The sequence below is a fragment of the Chryseobacterium taichungense genome (genome assembly GCF_900109935.1).
Classification (GTDB): domain Bacteria; phylum Bacteroidota; class Bacteroidia; order Flavobacteriales; family Weeksellaceae; genus Chryseobacterium; species Chryseobacterium taichungense.
The window spans coordinates 714097-731837 of the sequence record NZ_FOBV01000001.1 but is presented as its reverse complement, the minus strand read 5'-3'; the positions used below and the strand labels follow the sequence as shown (position 1 = coordinate 731837).

Sequence of the window (17741 nt, the reverse complement as noted above, 5' to 3'; positions counted from 1 at the left end):
TACTGATCGGAAATGGAAAATGTCTTTCTGCTGATATTTGATGTTTTTAATTTTGGATTGCTGGCTTTTTTATGGTGGTTTACTGTAAAGCATTACCGGAATTTACCGGAGACGATTCCCGTTCATTTTAATTTTGAGGGAAAGGCTGACCGTTTCGGAAAAAAAAAGTTTTTTTATCTTATGCCGGCTATATTAACGGTTTTATATTTTTTATTTGCATTTATTGTCAGAATTCCGGAATCAGCCAATTATCCCGTGCCAATCACCAAGGAAAACGAAGATGCTCAGTTTCTGATCATGGAGACTTTCATTCGATGGCTTTTTCTTTTGGTCATCTTGATTTTTCTTAACATCCAAGATTATATGTTCCGGTACTCATTCAATGATATGGCAAAACCGAGAGTGCCTTTTTCAGCCATGCTGTTTTCAATCATCGGAAGTTTGATTGTTTTATTCATTTTTGTGGGTATTTTTAAATGATATAATTAATTTTACATATTCAGTTAAATGGCTTTTTTCTACAATATATTTATAAATCTGCTGATCTTCGGGATGAAGGTTTTTTCTTTATTTAATGATAAGGCAAAAAAAGGAATTCAGGGAAGAAAGGAATCTTTACAAAAAATAAAATCTGCATTTCCCAAATCTGATAAAATAATCTGGATGCACGCTGCAAGCCTTGGAGAATATGAGCAGGGTCTTCCCGTACTGGAAAAGTTGAAAGAAAAATTATCTGATCATAAAATTCTCATCACGTTTTTTTCACCTTCCGGATATGAAAATGTTGTAAAGCGGAAAACCATTGCAGATGTTATCTGTTATCTTCCTTTTGATAAAAAATCTTATGTTAAGGAATTTGTATCTGAGATGAATGTTGATATTTTCTATACGGTAAAATATGATTACTGGTACAATCTCCTGGAAGAGCTAAAACAAAATGGTGCGAAAACATACGTTATTTCAGCACTTTTCTATGACCGACAGTCATTCTTTACCTCGTACGGTAAATGGTTTGTCAAACAGTTGCAAAAAAATATCGACTGGTTTTTCCACCAGACAGATATGTCTTATGCGCTGGCTAAAAATGCAGGTCTTACAAGATCTTCCGTAACGGGTGATACAAGGTTTGACAGAGTAAAACAATTGCAGACACAGGATAATCACGTAGAATTTATCAAAGATTTTATTGGAAGGGATAAAGCTGTTGTCTTCGGGAGTTCATGGCAGGCGGAAGAGAAGATCGCGGAGGAAGTTCTTCAGGGAAGCCCTTATGCAAAGCTGATTCTGGCTCCGCATGACCTTAAAAGGGTTCAGAATTTAAAACAGATTTTTCCTAATGCGATTTTATATAGTGAGATCAAAGAAAAAGTTGAGAATTTTCAGTCAAGAGTTTTGATCATAGACAGTATAGGTCTGCTCTCAAGATTATATTCTTATGCCGATATTGCTGTTGTTGGCGGAGGTTTTCACGATGCCGGACTACACAATATTTTAGAGGCGGCGACTTTTGGTGTTCCTGTGGTTTTTGGAAATCATTACCGCAAAAATCCGGAAGCTGATGAGCTGATCTCTGCGGATGGAGGAAAATCTTTTGAAACAACCGGCCTTGCTGCAGATTTTGTGATGTTTCTCATCAATAATGAGGAAACTCTTACCGTAATGTCAGCGAATGCCCGTAAATTTGTCAATGAAAAACCTGATTCTACAAATCTGATTATCAGTAAAATATTATCTTAGGAATCCCTGGTTTTTTATTTCTTTAATGATAAGATCAAAGTTTTCGGGAATTTTATCACTCGTAAGCCAGTTAAAATCGATCCCGTTATTGATAAAAAGCTTTGACAGATAATTATTCTCAAGAATTTTTCCTTTCAGCTCGTCGAGATGTTCATCTATTTCCATCCAGTAATCTGCGTCCAGTTTTTTAGTCAGAAGCAGCGCTTTCACTGTTTTATTGATGATATAAATATAGAGCTTGTATACATTATCAAACCGATGGCGGCTCAAATCTTCATTGTAATCCAGGATTCTATTGATCAATAGAAGATTAAGCGAAACTTCTCCGAATTTATCCGTTGTGATTTTCACATGTTCTGTGATTTCTGCGCTGATCTTCCTGATAATGCTCAGGAAATATTTTTGATTGCTGATGTATTTTGAAGCCATTACCACTCTTTCTGCAACAATTTCTTCCATCGCATCCCTTTTGTTATCAGTAGTCTCAGGATCAATTAGTTCAAAGTATAATTTTTCAGATAAAAGACGGTCTTTCTTTAGTAGTCTGAAAATCAGCCGGTCTTTCTCTATGGATGAAAAATTACTGATAGCTGCCTTAAATTCTTTTGAATATTCCATTTTTTAAAATTAATTAAAAAATTTCGAATATTTTAAAAATCCGTTTAAAGCCCAGTTTGCGGTATAATACAAAGATTTAACCGTAGAAAATCCCATAAAATCTTTATACACCAGATACTGATCTTTGATAATATTCTTTTTCTTTCGTGAAACACTGTTTTCGCGCATTCTGTATTTGGCCAGTGTTTGCTTTAAAGGGTGACCCTCTGGAATTTCCCTGAGCAGATTCAGCCACATAACATGATCTTCACGCTTGCTTTTTACCGGAAAAAAAAACTTACCTACTCTTTTGGTATCATACATTGTCGAAACCGGGGCCAGCCTGCACGTCTTAAGCAAATTGGAGAACGTAACGATTGTATCTGCTTCAAAATCTTTCAGGATGGGCAGCATGGTATGTTCATCACATCGCGAATAATTGCAGTATACCAATTCCGCATTTTTTTCTTTCATATAATCAATCATCATTTCAAGATATTCAGGATACCACAAATCATCGGAATCGAGAAAGGCAATATATCTGCCTTGTGCTCTTTCAAGGCTTTTATTCCGTGCATTTCCGGCGCCACCATTTTTTTCAAGAACCTGAAGTTTTATTCTCGGATCTTTATAATTATTCAGAATTTCAACGGTTTTATCCTGGGAAAGATCATCAGTAATCAGCCATTCCCAGTTTTTGTACGTCTGGTCAAGTACGCATTGTATTGTGTCTTCAATAAATTCCGCAGAATTGAAAGAAGGGGTGATAATGGAAACAAGATCTGTCATTTGTGTTGATTTTATAAAAATTTTTTCTCGTAAAAATGCCATGAACAAATCCCTACTGCAACGACAACGAACATGCAAATTACAGCCATGATGTAAGGATTGTAATCCTGGAAAAGCCCCAGGGTTGTAAAAACACGGATAATCGGAAAATGAAAGATGTAGATTCCATAAGTGAAATCTCCATATTTTCCGAAATTATTTAAGAATTTAAAAGAGTAAGCAATATACAAAACAATAATGCCTATCATTACAGGGGATAACAGTACGAGATTAAAGATCAAATCAATCCATACTGTCACAAGGGCGATGATAAAAAGTATATTTTTATTCTTAATGAAAAAATCAAAATTAAAATAGATCAGCATACCCGGAATAAAATAAGAAAGTGACCCCGGTAGCTGTTTTGCGGTTGAGATTTTATGTATTGATTCAAAATAATTAAGATAAACCAGTGACAGAAAATAAATGATCATCAGACTTATATTTCTGTATTTATTATTTTTTCCGAATAATAGAAAGAGCAATGGAACACAGAAGTAATAACACATTTCTATTTTTAATGTCCAGAGTGCCCCGTTGACGGCCTGATTTCCAAAAACGCCCGGTAGCCAGGGTGCTTTAAAGTTCAGAAAAAGAGAATTCCAGAAAAGATATTTATAAACTTGGGGATCACTGAAATATTCAGTAAAAGAATAAGTGCTTACCAAACTTAGCAAAGTTGCAGAAAGAAATATCACCAACAGGTAAGCAGGAAGAATTCTTCTTATTCTTTTTTTTAGATAACTTTTTAAACCTGAAGATCTTTCATAGCTCCTTGCAATAAGAAAACCGCTTACTACAAAAAAGCCAAAAACGGCTATTTCTATAGGACTGTATTGTAGGAATGCCAGTTTCTCAGAAGCGCTTAATGTTCCCAGATGACCGAGGAAAACAATAAAAGCGAGCAGAACACGAATAAAATCAAAATTATTTTTCGTAATGGTTACCATTTGTGTTGTTTTTGCAAAAATAGTTTTTTATCAAATACAGAATGTGATATACTTTAAATATTTTATTGAAACCGCTATAATACGGTATAATCATCCTTATTTTTTTGAAAATATGCAACTTTATAATAATTTCTTGCAAAAAATTATTAATTAAATCAAAAAAATTATAATTTTAGCGCTTGAAAAATTTGATACATGAAGAAATTAGCATTACTTTTTGCAGGTCTATCATTATTCGCAGCGACTGGATGTAATAACGACGACGATAATACTATTGAATATCCGATTGTAGGAACGTGGCAGCCTATGAAAGTGGTTGTTACCAGTGTCCCTATAGGAGATGATCCTGTTTCAGATGCCATTACTTTTGATACCGATTGTCAGAAAACATCAAGATGGGTTTTTGCAGCTGCAGGCTCAGGGAAAAGAACGGATATCGGCGAAGGATCGACACCGGGAACATGTCATCCTACTTTCGACAGAACATTCAGTTATAGCTATGACAAAGACAGTAAGGCTATTCAGTTAAAATATCAGGGAATCGTTGAGGCAGATAAAGGAAGTGTGATCACCCTTAATGACACAACACTGAACATTAAATTTGAAGATACTTCAGATCCTACTGAATATCAGTCTATGACTTATACCTTAAAGAGAATTCCTCAATAATAAAAGAGCTTTTACTCATTAAAACTTAAGATCTCATCTCCGGATGAGATTTTTGTTTTCTTATATTTAATTCAAAATTAAATTCTATTTCTACTAAAATCATTATTTTTGTGAATCTTGATTTTTGGAGTTAAAAGAAATTTAATCTAATATATCAAATCTAACATCTAATATCTAATTATAAAGTGTTTTACGATCATCAGCAGATAGAAAAAAAGTGGCAGAAATACTGGGAAGAAAATCAAACGTATAAAACTTCCGACAGCACAGACAAACCTAAATTTTATGTTCTCGATATGTTTCCGTATCCATCAGGCGCAGGGCTCCATGTGGGGCATCCGCTGGGATATATTGCGTCAGATATTTACGCAAGATATAAGAGACATCAGGGATTCAATGTGCTGCATCCGGTAGGCTATGACAGCTTCGGGCTCCCTGCTGAGCAGTATGCGATCCAGACCGGTCAGCATCCTGCCGTTACCACAGAACAGAATATTACAAGATATGAAGAGCAGCTTAGAAAAATAGGCTTCTCTTTTGACTGGAGCCGTGAAGTAAGAACTTCCGATCCTTCTTATTATAAATGGACACAATGGATTTTTATTGAGTTGTTTCACTCGTGGTATAATAAAGATACCGACAAGGCAGAATCAATTTCTACGTTGATTAAGCATTTTGAGACGAAAGGCACTGAAGGTGTAAATGCCAATCAAAATGAAGAATTACATTTCACCGCAGAAGAATGGAAAGAAGCTTCTGAAATTGATAAAGAAGATATCCTTTTAAATTACCGTTTGGCTTACAGAGCGGAAACAACGGTAAACTGGTGTCCTGCATTAGGAACCGTACTGGCAAACGATGAGGTGAAAGATGGAAAATCCGAAAGAGGAGGTTTTCCTGTTTTCCAGAAGAAAATGATGCAGTGGAGTATGAGAATTTCTGCCTATTCTGAAAGATTGCTTCAGGGCTTAAAAACTCTTGACTGGCCTCAACCATTAAAAGACTCCCAGGAATACTGGATCGGAAAATCACAGGGTGCCCAGGTGAAATTTAATGTGGATGGTCATGAAGAAATTATTGAGGTTTTCACCACAAGACCCGATACGATTTTCGGAGCAACATTTATGGTTTTGGCACCGGAGAATCCTTTAGTAGAAACGATCACAACACCTGAACAGAAAGCTGAAGTAGACAGCTATATTGAAGAAACTTCCAAAAAAACGGAAAGAGACCGTATGGCTGATGTTAAAAATGTTTCGGGAGCTTTCACAGGAAGTTATGCGATCAATCCGTTCAGTAACGAAAAAATGCCGGTCTATATTTCAGATTATGTATTGATGGGCTACGGGACAGGCGCTGTAATGGCGGTTCCGGCTCATGATGAGCGTGATCACAGATTTGCAAAGAAATTTAATTTAGAAATTAAAAAGGTTGTAGAAACCGATGAAGACGTTCAGGAGAAATCTTTTGATTCTAAAGATTCCATATGTGTGAACTCGGATTTTTTAAATGGCTTAAAATATGACGAAGCAAAAGCGCTGATTATTTCCGCGATCGAAAAAAAAGGAATCGGCCACGGAACAACCAACTACAGACAGCGTGATGCGATTTTTTCCAGACAAAGATATTGGGGCGAACCGGTTCCTATATATTATAAGGATGGAATGCCTTACACATTGCCGGTTTCTGCATTGCCGCTGGAACTTCCTGAAGTTGAAAAATATTTACCGACAGAAGATGGAGATCCACCATTAGGAAATGCTAAAACTTTCGCTTGGGATGAAGTAAACCAAAAAGTGGTTGATACCAATCTTATTGATGAAAAAACAATTTTTCCTTTAGAACTGTCTACGATGCCGGGTTGGGCGGGAAGTTCATGGTATTTCCTACGATACATGGATCCGCATGACGAAAATGTTTTCGTTAAAAAAGACCTTGCCGATTATTGGGGACAGGTAGATCTTTATATCGGCGGAAGTGAGCATGCTACTGGTCACTTGTTATATTCACGTTTCTGGAATATGTTCTTAAAAGATAGGGGATATATTAGCCATAACGAGCCTTTTCAGAAACTGATTAATCAGGGGATGATTTTGGGAATGAGTGCTTTTCTACAACGAATTAATTTAGTATTTATTTGTGAAGACGATAATGACATTTATAAAGATAAAACTTTAGCAGAAAACTTTACAAGAGAAGAGAGACTTTTACTACAAAATAAGTCAATATTTTTTTCATATCAATACTTAGAAAAAAGTTCACCTAAGGTTATTGCGGAAACATTGTTGACTTTGAATTATGTTCTTGATTTACGACAAAAATGGATAGATTTATTTAAAAAATATTTTAATAAAGTTCCAAATAATGTTGGAATTAAGATTAATAAAAGTTATACAACTCTTTATTTACCAATAGAATATTTAAAAGATAATTCTTTTGATAAAGTAGATTTAGCAAGATTAAGGAATTACCATAGTGAGTTTAAAGATGGAATATTCATTGATGATGAAGGAAAAATTGCAGAAGACGATACAGAATTTTTTACTACTAAAAGAGAAGTTGAAAAAATGTCCAAATCAAAATACAATGTCGTAAACCCTGATGACATCTGTGAAGAATACGGAGCAGATGGATTGAGATTGTATGAAATGTTCTTAGGGCCACTGGAGCAATCAAAGCCTTGGAACACCCAAGGACTGAGCGGAGTTTATGGTTTCCTTAAAAAATTCTGGAATTTATATTTTAATGGCGAAGTTTTTGAAGTGTCAGATGAAGAGCCAACAAAAGCAGAATATAAAGTTTTACATACTTTAATAAAGAAGGTCATTTATGATATTGAAAATTTCTCTTTCAATACTTCTGTATCTTCATTTATGATCGCTGTAAACGAACTGCAAAAAATAAAATGTAACAAACGCAATATTTTGGAACCTTTGGCCGTTATCATTTCTCCTTATGCGCCACACATCTGTGAAGAGCTTTGGAGTTTGCTTGGTCATACGACTTCTATTGAATTTGAAAAATTCCCGGTTCTGAACGAGGATTATCTGGTAGAAGATGAGATTGAATATCCGATCAGTATTAATGGAAAAACGAAACATAAGTTACCATTATCTGCGCAGCTTTCTGCGAAAGAAGTAGAAGATATAGTACTTCAGGATGGAAAAGTACAACAGTTTTTGGAGGGTAAAACCCCGAAAAAAATCATTGTGGTACCGGGCAGAATAGTGAACATAGTAATTTAAATAAAAATTAACATTGGCAAATTAAAAAAAATGAAGGCTTATATTTTTTAAATTTTTAACGTAAATGTTAAATTTAGGAATTATTGCCAAAAAAAGAGAAAATAATTATAATATCGAAATCGTATTAAAATTTTATTGTCAAAAAAAACAGAAATGTTTATTTGAGACTATTGCATTTTAATTAATTTTGCCTTTAATTTACACCCTGTAAAATTTTAAAACAATATAATTTAGTTAAATATGGAAATGAATGTTTCAAAAAATGATGAGCAAGTAGTTGCTAGAAAAGCGGGAGGTTTAAACCCAGCTGTTATTATTCCTATTATCTTAGCTATAGGAATTTGTATTTATTTATTCGTTTTGGGTAGCCCTGGAAATTTTAAAGATGCTGACAAATTAGGTGCAGGATCTGTAGCGTTTTCAGATGTTGAAGGAAAAGACATTCACCCAGATTCTTTCTTAGGAATTATCTACAAAGGAGGGGTAATTGTACCAATCTTGATTACTTTCATGTTAACCGTAATCGTGTTCTCAATTGAAAGAGCAATGGTGTTGGGTAGAGCTGCAGGAAAAGGAAACTTGGATAACTTCGTAATTCAGGTGAGAAGTTTACTAAACCAAAACAAAATTGATGAAGCTTTAGAAGAGTGCGACAGACAGCAAGGTTCTGTTGGTAACGTAGTAAAAGAAGGTCTTACGACTTACAAAGCTTTATCTCATGATACTACATTAAACAAAGAGCAGAAAATGGTAGCGCTTAACAAAGCTATTGAAGAAGCTACAACTCTTGAAATGCCAATGCTTGAGAAAAATATGATGATCCTTTCTACTTTAGGTACTGTTGCAACGTTAGTAGCACTTCTAGGTACGGTAATCGGGATGATCAAGGCGTTCTTCGCATTAGGTTCAGGAGGTGGTACTCCAGATGCTGCTGCACTTTCTACAGGTATCTCTGAAGCCTTGATTAATACAGCTTTAGGTATCGGTACTTCAGCAATCGCTATCATCCTTTATAACTTCTTTACTTCTAAAATCGACGGATTAACTTACAAGATCGACGAGATCGCAATGAGTATCCAACAGTCTTTCGCTGAATTCAACTAAGAAAATTTTTAGCAAAGAATTTGCATTAAGTAAAAAGAAGTCTAATTAAAAATCATTAATAATAATGGCGAGAGTCAAACCAAAAAGACATGGAGTAGTGACGGATATGACGGCAATGTGTGACGTCGCGTTCCTACTACTTACATTCTTTATCTTGACCACTCAGTTTAAAAAACCTGACGTGGAGCAGATCAAACCGCCATCTTCAATATCAGAGAAGTTACTTCCTGATGCAAGTTTGATGACTATCAACGCTACTCCGGACGGAAAATTTTATTTCCAACCTGTAGAAAACGCATCAGAAAGACTACAGCTTTTGGACAATATGGGCAAAAAGTACGGTGTTACTTTTGACAATAAAGAAAAAGCTGCATTCCAGAAAGTACAGGCTATCGGCGTTCCTATGAACCAGCTGAAAAGCTATCTCGATTTGCCAGATGACGAGCAAAAGAATTTCAAGAGTCCTACAGGGATTCCTATGGATAGTACAAATAAGCAATTGGTAGACTGGGTAAAAGAAAGTTTAGCAGTGAATCCTGATTACAAACTAGCAATCAAAGGAGACGTTACAACAGAATATCCAAAAGTAAAAAGCTTATTTGAAGGTTTAAGAGATATCGATTTTCTTAAATTTTGGTTGATTACATCACAAGAAGGTAAACCTAACGAATAATATCGATTAGAAATGGCAGAAGTACAAGTACAGGAAAAGGGCGCCAAAGGCGGCAAGGTACGTTCCAAGAAACAGAGTACCAGAGTCGATATGACTCCGATGGTGGACTTGGGTTTTCTATTGATTACCTTCTTTATGTTCACAACCACATTCTCTAAACCGAATGTAATGGATTTGGGTCTTCCGGCAAAACCGAAAGATGAAACAAAAAAACCACCTCCAACAGAAATTAAACTTTCGAACTCTATTTCTTTGTTATTAGGAAAAGACAATAAGATTTTCTGGCACCAGCAGGATAACACATCCTTAACGGATCAGAATCTTAATGAAACAACTTACGACAGAGAAGGAATCAGAAAAGTAATTGAGCAGGCAAAAGCAAACGCGGCAGATAAATCTAAATTTACTGTGATTATCAAACCGACTGACGATGCTGTATATAAAAACTTTGTAGATATTCTTGATGAAATGGCTATTACCAAAAGCGAACAGTACGGGGTTACCGACCTGAAGCCTTGGGAGAAAGCTATTTACGATAAAAAGGTTGGGAATTCCGGAACTGCTGCGGCAACACCGGCTACTAAGTAATTTAAACCATAAAATTGTAAATCTATGGCAAATGAAAATGTATACGATCCGAATCTTACTTTAGATGAAATCGTATTTGAAAATAGAAACAAAGAATATGGTGCATACGATTTAAGACATCAGTATCCTAGGCTATTGACAAAATCTTTTATCGTTGGAACAGCTGTATTCCTTGTTGCGGCATTGTCTCCTTTTATTTATCTTACTATTAAAAGATTAACTGAACCTCCTAAGCAAGAAGTAAAGGCAGATTTAGTGGAAATTCTTCAGGAAGATAAAATTATTGAGCAGCCGAAAGAAGAAGAACCACCTCCACCACCTCCACCAAAAGAGGAAGAGAAAATTGAAATTATTCAAAACGTGGTTCCTGAGCCTGTAAAAGCTCCGAAAATTGAAACTCCTCCGCCACCAATTTCTAAACAATTAGAAACTACAACGGGTCTGGTAAATCAGGAAGGTGTAAAAGCTCCGGCATATACACCACCTCCACCGCCGCCATCAACTGGTACAAGAACTTCTACAGCTGAAGTTAAACCTCAGGTTAATGAAAACCAGGTTTATACAGAAGTTGAGCAGACTGCAGAATTCCCTGGAGGGATTAATGCCTTTAGAAATAAAGTAGCAAGTAACTTTGACGGTTCTGCGATGAATGGAGATGAAGGTACTGTGAAGGCTGAAGTAACCTTCGTTGTTGAAAGAGATGGAAGTATCACAGATGTTAAGGCGAGTGGATCAAATTCAGATTTTAACTCTGAAGCGATCAGAACGATCAAGTCTATTAAAAATAAATGGACTCCTGCTAAAATTAACGGACAATCTGTACGTTATAGATTCAGATTACCTCTGACTATGAATTTTGAAGGATAATTTATCTTTAAATAATAATTAAAAAAGAGAAGCACATGCTTCTCTTTTTATTTTTTTTGGTATTTTTGTTATATGATGTTCAATTGGTTATCCCTTATTACGGGATTATTCTATATCGTTTTGGGAATTGTTGTAATTCTTTACAAATTCTTTTTTACCATTCTGGAACCCGGGGTTGCTTATGCACTAGGTGCATTGCTTATCCTGTACGGTGTTTTTAGAATTTACAGGGCGATTTCAAAAATTAAAAATTCAGGTGATGAAAAATAGTATTAAAATTGTAATGCTATTTTTGATTAGTATTATAGTAGTTTCTTGTAAAAAAGAAGAAAAGTCTCCTTCCTATCATAAGGGAGAAATGACCATTCTTACAGATGAATCATTTAAAAGTGTTACTGAAGCATTGGCAGAGGGATACATGATTAATTATCCTGAGACTAAAATCAAAGTTGTTACTAAAAAAGAGGATCTAGGTTTCCTGGATCTGCTGAATGATAAAGCCAGAATTGTGGTGATGTCTCGCGATCTGTCTCCTGAAGAAATCAAGACTTACGAAGAACAGGTTGATCTAAAGTTTTTACCTGCAAGATTTGCTGCGGATGCTGTCGTTTTTGTTGTTCCAAAGGATTCTCCGAAGGAAAGTATTTCAATGAAAGAAATAGAGCAGGGAATGCAGTCTGATAAAAAAGAATTCATTTTTGACGGTGTCAACTCGAGCAATCTGAATTTTGTTGCTCAAAAACTTAAAAAACAACCCAAAGATTTAAAATTCTCCATTATTTCCGGTAATAAAAATATTATTGAGGAATTAAATAAATATCCTGACAAAATTGGCGTTATTGGCCTTAATACATTTAGCCGACCTTACGATAAAGAATCTGAAGAATTAAGAAATATGGTTAAAATTCTTCCTGTGGAAAGTAATGGAAGATTATATACAACTGATTTTGAAAATCTTCGAAAAATGAATTATCCATTTACCAGAATTTTGTATTTTTTAACAAATGAGGGTAATTTTAATATTGCTAATGGCTTTATAAGATACTCCTGCACACAGCTGGGACAAATGATTGTTCAGAAAGAAGGTTTGCAGCCGTACAATCTCTATAGAAGGGAAGTACAGATGCGTTAAAATATATTAAATTAACATGTTAACCCAAAATAAATTATTATTTTGGTCTGAAAATTGTGTACAATATAAATCGAAATTTAGATTAGAAAATATAAAATGAGAGATATAATGAATTTGAATGTAAAGAAGATTGCTTTTGGAGCAGCGGTGGTATTTTTTACCAATTTTGCGTTTGCGCAAACTGTACAGGATGGTATTAACAGCATGGACAGTGATAAGTTTGCTCAGGCAAAAACTAATTTTACAAATATGATTGCTTCAGCTCCGACAGCTGAAAATTATTTCTATTTAGGAAATACATATTTAAAACAAGGGGAACCTGATTATGCAGCAGCTACAGATAACTTTAATAAAGGTCTTGCTGCGGATAAGAAAAGTTATTTAAACAGAATCGGGCTGGCTACTGTTAAGCTTGGTAAAGGTGATAAAAATGCTGTTGCAGAAATTCAAAGCATTGTATCTGATTCAAGAGAGAAAGATGCAGAAGTTTTATTTAGAGCGGCAGAAGCTTTAACTTTATTTGAAAAGAATAACTCTCCGGATTTAGCAATTCAATATCTAAATAAGGCTATTGAAAGAGCATCTAAAAAAGAAGTTCCGGCACATTACTACTATACGTTAGGAGATGCATACCGATTAAAAAGAATGCCGGGAGACGCGATGTCTGCTTATGATAAGGCTCTTCCTTTAGCTAAAAATAAAGCATCAGTTTATACAAGAATCGGAACATTATGGATGGCAGCACAACAATGGCAGCAAGCTAAAACCAGCATTGATAAAGCTATTGCTACCGATCCTACCTATGCTCCTGCTTATAAAGCTTTGGCTGCTTATGATATTCGTTATCAGCAAAATGCTAAAGCAACTCAAGATCTTATTAATTACACGAAGTATGCAGATGAAGATCCATATACGCAGCTGGAAATTGCTAAACTTTATTTTACCAATGAAGATTATGCTAACTCTAAGCAAGTGTTAGATAAGATTTTTGATAAAATTAATGATCCGATCAAATTTAAGCTAAGAGCATATCAATTATATGCTGACGGTAAGTATGCTGAAGCTAAGCAAAATATGGATAATTTTGTTTCGCAGGCGGATAAATCAAGAGTGCAACCTGCCGATCAGGGTTTACAAGGGCTTATTGCTGCAGGCTTAGCTAAAACAGAAACTGATGCTGCTAAGAAAACTGCATTAACCACTGAAGCACAGCAAAAGATTGCGATTGCTAAAGCGGCTAAAGATGAAACTTTGAAATGGGATATGGAGCTAGCAAAAATTTCAGGTGGAGGAGCTGCTTCTCAGGCCGATGTAGATGCTGGTCCTACCAATCCTGTAATTGAAGGTTTAAAGCAAAAAGTAGCGGCTAATGCTCAGGACACTGATTCTTTATTTAAGCTGGCAACTGCTTATCAAGAAGCAAAGAACTGGAATGGTGCCATTCAGACATGGCAAAAAATGAATGCGCTGCTTCCTGATTGGGCACCTGGTTTCTATAGCTTAGGATACTCTTATCAGCAGGCAGGTAATAATGATGCGGCGAAAATTGCTTACGAAAAGTTCATCAGTACAGTGAAACCGGCCGATCAGGAGGCTAATAAACAAACTCTTGCTTACGCATATTTTGCGGTGGCTTATATGAGTAAAGATACTGATCTTGCAAAAGCAAAAGATTATGTTGCAAAATCTGTTCAGCTTGATCCTACTTATCAGGATGCTGTTAAGTTAAATGCAGAGATTAATAAATAATTACAATTAAATAATCAGATATAACTTCCCATTCTTTATGTTTGGGAAGTTTTTCTTTTAAGTCTTATCTTTGTTGATATGAAAACAGATATATTAGCTTTTGGCGCACATCCTGATGATGTAGAGCTCGGCTGCAGCGGGACAATAGCAAAAATGGTTTCGGGAGGTAAAATTTGTGCTATAGTTGACCTTACAAGAGGAGAGCTAGGTACAAGAGGAACTGAAGAAACACGAAAAGCCGAAGCTGCAGATTCAGCCAAAATTCTTGGCGTTGTTGCAAGGGAAAATCTTGGAATGAAAGATGGTTTTCTGGAAAATTCTGAAGAATATCAGCTTCGAATAGTAAAAATGATTCGCAAATACCGACCGGAAATCGTCTTAGCCAATGCAATTGATGATAGACATCCGGATCATGCAAAAGGAGCCAAATTAGTATCGGATGCGTGTTTTTTAGCAGGATTAAGGAAAATTGAGACTGTTCTTGAAGGTGAAAATCAGGAAGCCTGGAGACCAAAACATGTTTTCCATTATATACAGTGGAAAAATATTGAACCGGAATTTGTTATTGACATAAGTGAACATCTTGATAAAAAGATTGAAGCATGCATGGCTTTTAAAACTCAGTTTTATGATCCGGATTCAAAGGAACCGGAAACACCAATTACCTCAAAAGACTTTTTCGAAAGCCTGACTTATCGCGCGCAGGATTTAGGCCGATTATCCGGAGTGACTTATGCTGAGGGATTTACGTCTGAGAAGTTAATTGCGCTGAAAAATTTTGATGGAATTGTTTGGTAGTTAAAAAATCTTTCCTATATTTGCACTCACAAAACGGTGATTGTAGCTCAGTTGGTTAGAGCGTCGGATTGTGGTTCCGAAGGTCGTGGGTTCGAGACCCATCATTCACCCTGGTTATCCTGCTTTTTTAAGCAGGATTTTTTATTTTATATCTTTATTGAGAAATTCTTTATCACTTTATCAGTTTGCTTATTAAATCATCATGTAAAATATTGTTTGTGTTGCTTGATATTGTATAAAAAATTAATCTAAAACAATTAAAATGCGAAAAATATAATTTAATTGCTTATTTTTCATGAATTAAATAAAATTATTAGTATTATTAATAATATATTTAATTATTCCGTATTTTTGTGAACTTAATTTAAGGATTAACCAACTTATATTTTGCAATACTTCAGATGAAAAAAAGATTATCAACACTTATAATTTTTTGTGTTTTAAATTTATTTAAAGCACAGGTAGGGATTAATACAACTTCGCCAACGGCTACGCTTGATATTGTTGGTAAAAATCAAGGAGGTGTAGCAGATGCCAAGGATGGTATCGTCATACCTCGGGTCAGCAAAATTACTAACGTTTCTGGAAATGCTAAAGGTCAAATGGTATATCTTACAGCCAATGATGTAAGTTTGGTTCCCGGATATGTATTTTGGGATGGTACAAATTGGAAGCAATTAGGAGGAGCTTCTCTGACATTGTCAAATTTCTCTGCTTCATCACCATTAATTTACAATAGTACGACAGGTAGTTTTTCTATTAATCAGTCAAATAGTTCCTCTAACGGATATTTGTCTTCTGCTGATTGGAATATTTTAATGGTAAGCAAAATGCTTTAAGTTTTTCTACGGGGATCACTCTTGCTTCCAATACAGTCTCTTTAAACCCTGCAACAGCAACATCTCTTGGTGGAGTGAAAGCGGGAAGTGGTATTAATGTGGGGAGTGACGGAACAATAAGTATCTCACCAAATGTTAGCAGTTTTAGTGGCGGAACAACAGGATTTACTCCTTCAACATCAACCACTGGAGCTGTAACTTTAGCAGGAACTTTAAATCCATCCAACGGAGGAACAGGTAATTCCTCTATACCTTCTTTAGGTACGATATTGCAAGGCGATGGAAGTAAGTATCAAATTTTATCACCAGGAACTTCAGGACAGGTCTTAATGTCAAACGGATCAGGAAATGCAATAAGCTGGAAAACACCCTTTACTTCGAGTGTAGCGGAAATTTATGATACGGCTGGTACACAATCGTTTTCGACTGCCACAGGATTTACAACAATGTTGATTAATACTGCAGGAATTGTAGATACTGGGTACACAGCTGGTAGCGGAACCATCACAGTTGCTAATGCAGGAAAATATAAAATCACATATCGGATTTCTGCTGCTGTTACTACAAATTCTCATGCAACCGGTGAATATAAATTACAGGTGAACGGAAATGATATTGCGGGAACAACAGGCTTTACATACCATAGAAATAACGCTGATTCAAGGGGAACAGTGACGGTGACAAAAATATTAAACTTAAATGCCAATGATGTCATAAGAGTTCAGGGAAAAGTAGTTAATTCAAGCAACAGAACATTACAATTGATGGCTAATGGATCATCATTAATAATAGAAAAATTATAGTTTTTAAAAATGAAAATTCTAATTACTCCAAAAATAATATTTCTTATAGCTGTTTTAACAACAATTAAGCTATTTTCACAGGAAACGATAAATACAGCAACAGGATATTCTGCCGCTGCGGAAGGTAATTTATATAAAGCAACCGACAACGGACAATTGTATATAGGGTTGCGTGATGGTTCTTTGCAATTGATAGGTGCAAATATTGTTACAGATAATGTTTCTTTAACAGGAAACGGAACTACAGCAAATCCTTTAAAAATAGCACAAAATAACGCGAGTGATCAACAAGTGCTTACGTGGGATTCAGCAAGCAATATGTGGAAACCAAAAACTCCTGCTGCTGCTGCTAACTGGCTGGTTACCGGAAATGCCAACACTGATAATACCAATTTTCTGGGAACGATTAATGATAGGAAGCTTCAGTTGGTGTCAAATAATACACCTATGCTAGAAGTAGGAAAAAGACAGACATTGGGGCTGTATGACTCCACCACTACAGGTCTATATCCTTATAATCAGCCTGATGCGTCAGTAATGTATATTCGTGGTACAAACGGAAATTCTGCTTTGGAATTTGAAGCCGATGGCGCAAGTTTTTACAAACCTGTGTTTTTCACGGACGCAAATGGAAATTTCGGATTAAGAGGTTCTTGTGCCGGTACTGATTTTTTTGAAATGGGAAGTAGTGGAACATCTAACAATGGGAGATTCGATTTTGTGATAGGAGATGATGGGGATGAACCTTTTGTGTTCAGTAAATACAATCGTGATACATCTAGTAAGGTAGAACTCATGCGTTTATCCGGTACAGGATTAGATAACAATGTAAGAGTGGGTATAAATACAGGAGCTCTTGCTAACTCTACATTACAGAATAATGGATCATTGGCTACATCTACTTTTAAAACGACTGGCGCTTTAACTCTTAATGAGACCCATTTTACCATAATACTTGGTGGGAATCATTCAATTACTCTTCCCGATACAAGTAATTGTAATTGTACTGGAAGAATCTATGTCATTAAAAATCCTACAAATAATACCCCTTCGATTTCTTCATATAAAAATCTGTCGGGGAGTTCTGTCAATATAATTTCAGCAAATTCAATCTTATGGTTACAGAATGATGGAAGTAATTGGCAACGAATAAATTAAATGC

General features: G+C 35.5%; 18 protein-coding genes and 1 tRNA gene. 16 read left to right on the top strand and 3 right to left on the bottom strand.

What is annotated here, in order from left to right; all coding sequences use genetic code 11:
- The first annotated feature begins 12 nt into the window (after positions 1–12).
- Together BMW64_RS03370 and BMW64_RS03365 are read left to right on the top strand one after the other, a co-directional pair.
- Positions 13–480, top strand: a complete 468-nt coding sequence (locus tag BMW64_RS03370; protein ID WP_089998405.1) for a DUF1648 domain-containing protein — start codon at positions 13–15, stop codon at positions 478–480.
- A 27-nt stretch (positions 481–507) separates the two neighbouring features.
- Entirely contained in the window at positions 508–1737 is a 1230-nt protein-coding gene (locus BMW64_RS03365; protein WP_089998404.1) for a 3-deoxy-D-manno-octulosonic acid transferase, read from the top strand.
- Here BMW64_RS03365 and BMW64_RS03360 read toward each other — a convergent pair.
- The 3 genes from BMW64_RS03360 to BMW64_RS03350 are packed head-to-tail and all read right to left on the bottom strand — an operon-like array spanning position 1729 to position 4112.
- On the bottom strand, positions 1729–2355 hold the full coding sequence (locus tag BMW64_RS03360) for a deoxyuridine 5'-triphosphate nucleotidohydrolase (protein ID WP_089998403.1): 627 nt from the start codon (positions 2353–2355) through the stop codon (positions 1729–1731). The genes BMW64_RS03365 and BMW64_RS03360 overlap by 9 nt on opposite strands.
- Before the next feature lie 9 nt (positions 2356–2364).
- On the bottom strand, positions 2365–3123 hold the full coding sequence (locus tag BMW64_RS03355; RefSeq protein ID WP_089998521.1) for a glycosyltransferase family 2 protein: 759 nt from the start codon (positions 3121–3123) through the stop codon (positions 2365–2367).
- Positions 3124–3134: 11 nt separating this feature from the next.
- Positions 3135–4112 (bottom strand): acyltransferase family protein, encoded by a 978-nt coding sequence (locus BMW64_RS03350; RefSeq protein ID WP_089998402.1) that lies wholly within the window; start codon positions 4110–4112, stop codon positions 3135–3137.
- 195 nt (positions 4113–4307) lie between these two features.
- Here BMW64_RS03350 and BMW64_RS03345 point away from each other — a divergent pair, with 195 nt between their 5' ends.
- The 14 genes from BMW64_RS03345 to BMW64_RS03280 all read left to right on the top strand — a co-directional run bounded on the left by BMW64_RS03345 (position 4308) and on the right by BMW64_RS03280 (position 17737).
- Positions 4308–4781 carry a lipocalin-like domain-containing protein gene (locus tag BMW64_RS03345; RefSeq protein WP_089998401.1) on the top strand — a complete coding sequence of 158 codons (474 nt, stop codon included), beginning with the start codon at positions 4308–4310 and terminating at the stop codon, positions 4779–4781.
- A gap of 185 nt (positions 4782–4966) precedes the next feature.
- The gene (locus BMW64_RS03340; protein WP_089998400.1) at positions 4967–8026 is read left to right on the top strand and encodes a leucine--tRNA ligase; all 3060 of its coding nucleotides are present in this window, start codon (positions 4967–4969) and stop codon (positions 8024–8026) included.
- Positions 8027–8266: 240 nt separating this feature from the next.
- Positions 8267–9130, top strand: a complete 864-nt coding sequence (locus tag BMW64_RS03335) for a MotA/TolQ/ExbB proton channel family protein (RefSeq protein WP_089998399.1) — start codon at positions 8267–8269, stop codon at positions 9128–9130.
- Positions 9131–9194: 64 nt separating this feature from the next.
- Complete coding sequence (locus BMW64_RS03330; protein ID WP_089998398.1) at positions 9195–9803, top strand: ExbD/TolR family protein; 609 nt, start codon at positions 9195–9197, stop codon at positions 9801–9803.
- A 12-nt stretch (positions 9804–9815) separates the two neighbouring features.
- Positions 9816–10391, top strand: coding sequence for an ExbD/TolR family protein (locus BMW64_RS03325; protein ID WP_089998397.1), 576 nt, complete (start codon positions 9816–9818; stop codon positions 10389–10391).
- Positions 10392–10415: 24 nt separating this feature from the next.
- Entirely contained in the window at positions 10416–11258 is an 843-nt protein-coding gene (locus tag BMW64_RS03320; RefSeq protein WP_089998396.1) for an energy transducer TonB, read from the top strand.
- A 72-nt stretch (positions 11259–11330) separates the two neighbouring features.
- Positions 11331–11528, top strand: coding sequence for a DUF308 domain-containing protein (locus BMW64_RS03315; RefSeq protein ID WP_228400823.1), 198 nt, complete (start codon positions 11331–11333; stop codon positions 11526–11528).
- Positions 11518–12390, top strand: a complete 873-nt coding sequence (locus tag BMW64_RS03310) for a PstS family phosphate ABC transporter substrate-binding protein (protein WP_089998394.1) — start codon at positions 11518–11520, stop codon at positions 12388–12390. The genes BMW64_RS03315 and BMW64_RS03310 overlap by 11 nt, the downstream gene beginning before the upstream one ends.
- A 96-nt stretch (positions 12391–12486) precedes the next feature.
- Complete coding sequence (locus BMW64_RS03305) at positions 12487–14139, top strand: tetratricopeptide repeat protein (RefSeq protein WP_177175225.1); 1653 nt, start codon at positions 12487–12489, stop codon at positions 14137–14139.
- A 78-nt stretch (positions 14140–14217) separates the two neighbouring features.
- A complete protein-coding gene (bshB1, locus tag BMW64_RS03300; protein ID WP_089998393.1) occupies positions 14218–14937 on the top strand; it encodes a bacillithiol biosynthesis deacetylase BshB1 in 720 nt (239 codons plus the stop codon).
- 35 nt (positions 14938–14972) lie between these two features.
- A tRNA-His gene (locus BMW64_RS03295) sits at positions 14973–15048 on the top strand.
- Positions 15049–15338: 290 nt separating this feature from the next.
- Positions 15339–15776 (top strand): hypothetical protein, encoded by a 438-nt coding sequence (locus BMW64_RS03290; RefSeq protein WP_089998392.1) that lies wholly within the window; start codon positions 15339–15341, stop codon positions 15774–15776.
- Positions 15743–16579, top strand: coding sequence for a hypothetical protein (locus BMW64_RS03285; RefSeq protein ID WP_089998391.1), 837 nt, complete (start codon positions 15743–15745; stop codon positions 16577–16579). Before BMW64_RS03290 ends, BMW64_RS03285 begins: the two co-directional genes overlap by 34 nt.
- A 9-nt stretch (positions 16580–16588) precedes the next feature.
- Positions 16589–17737: a hypothetical protein gene (locus BMW64_RS03280; RefSeq protein ID WP_089998390.1), complete on the top strand. Its 1149-nt coding sequence runs from the start codon at positions 16589–16591 to the stop codon at positions 17735–17737.
- The last annotated feature ends 4 nt before the right edge of the window (positions 17738–17741 follow it).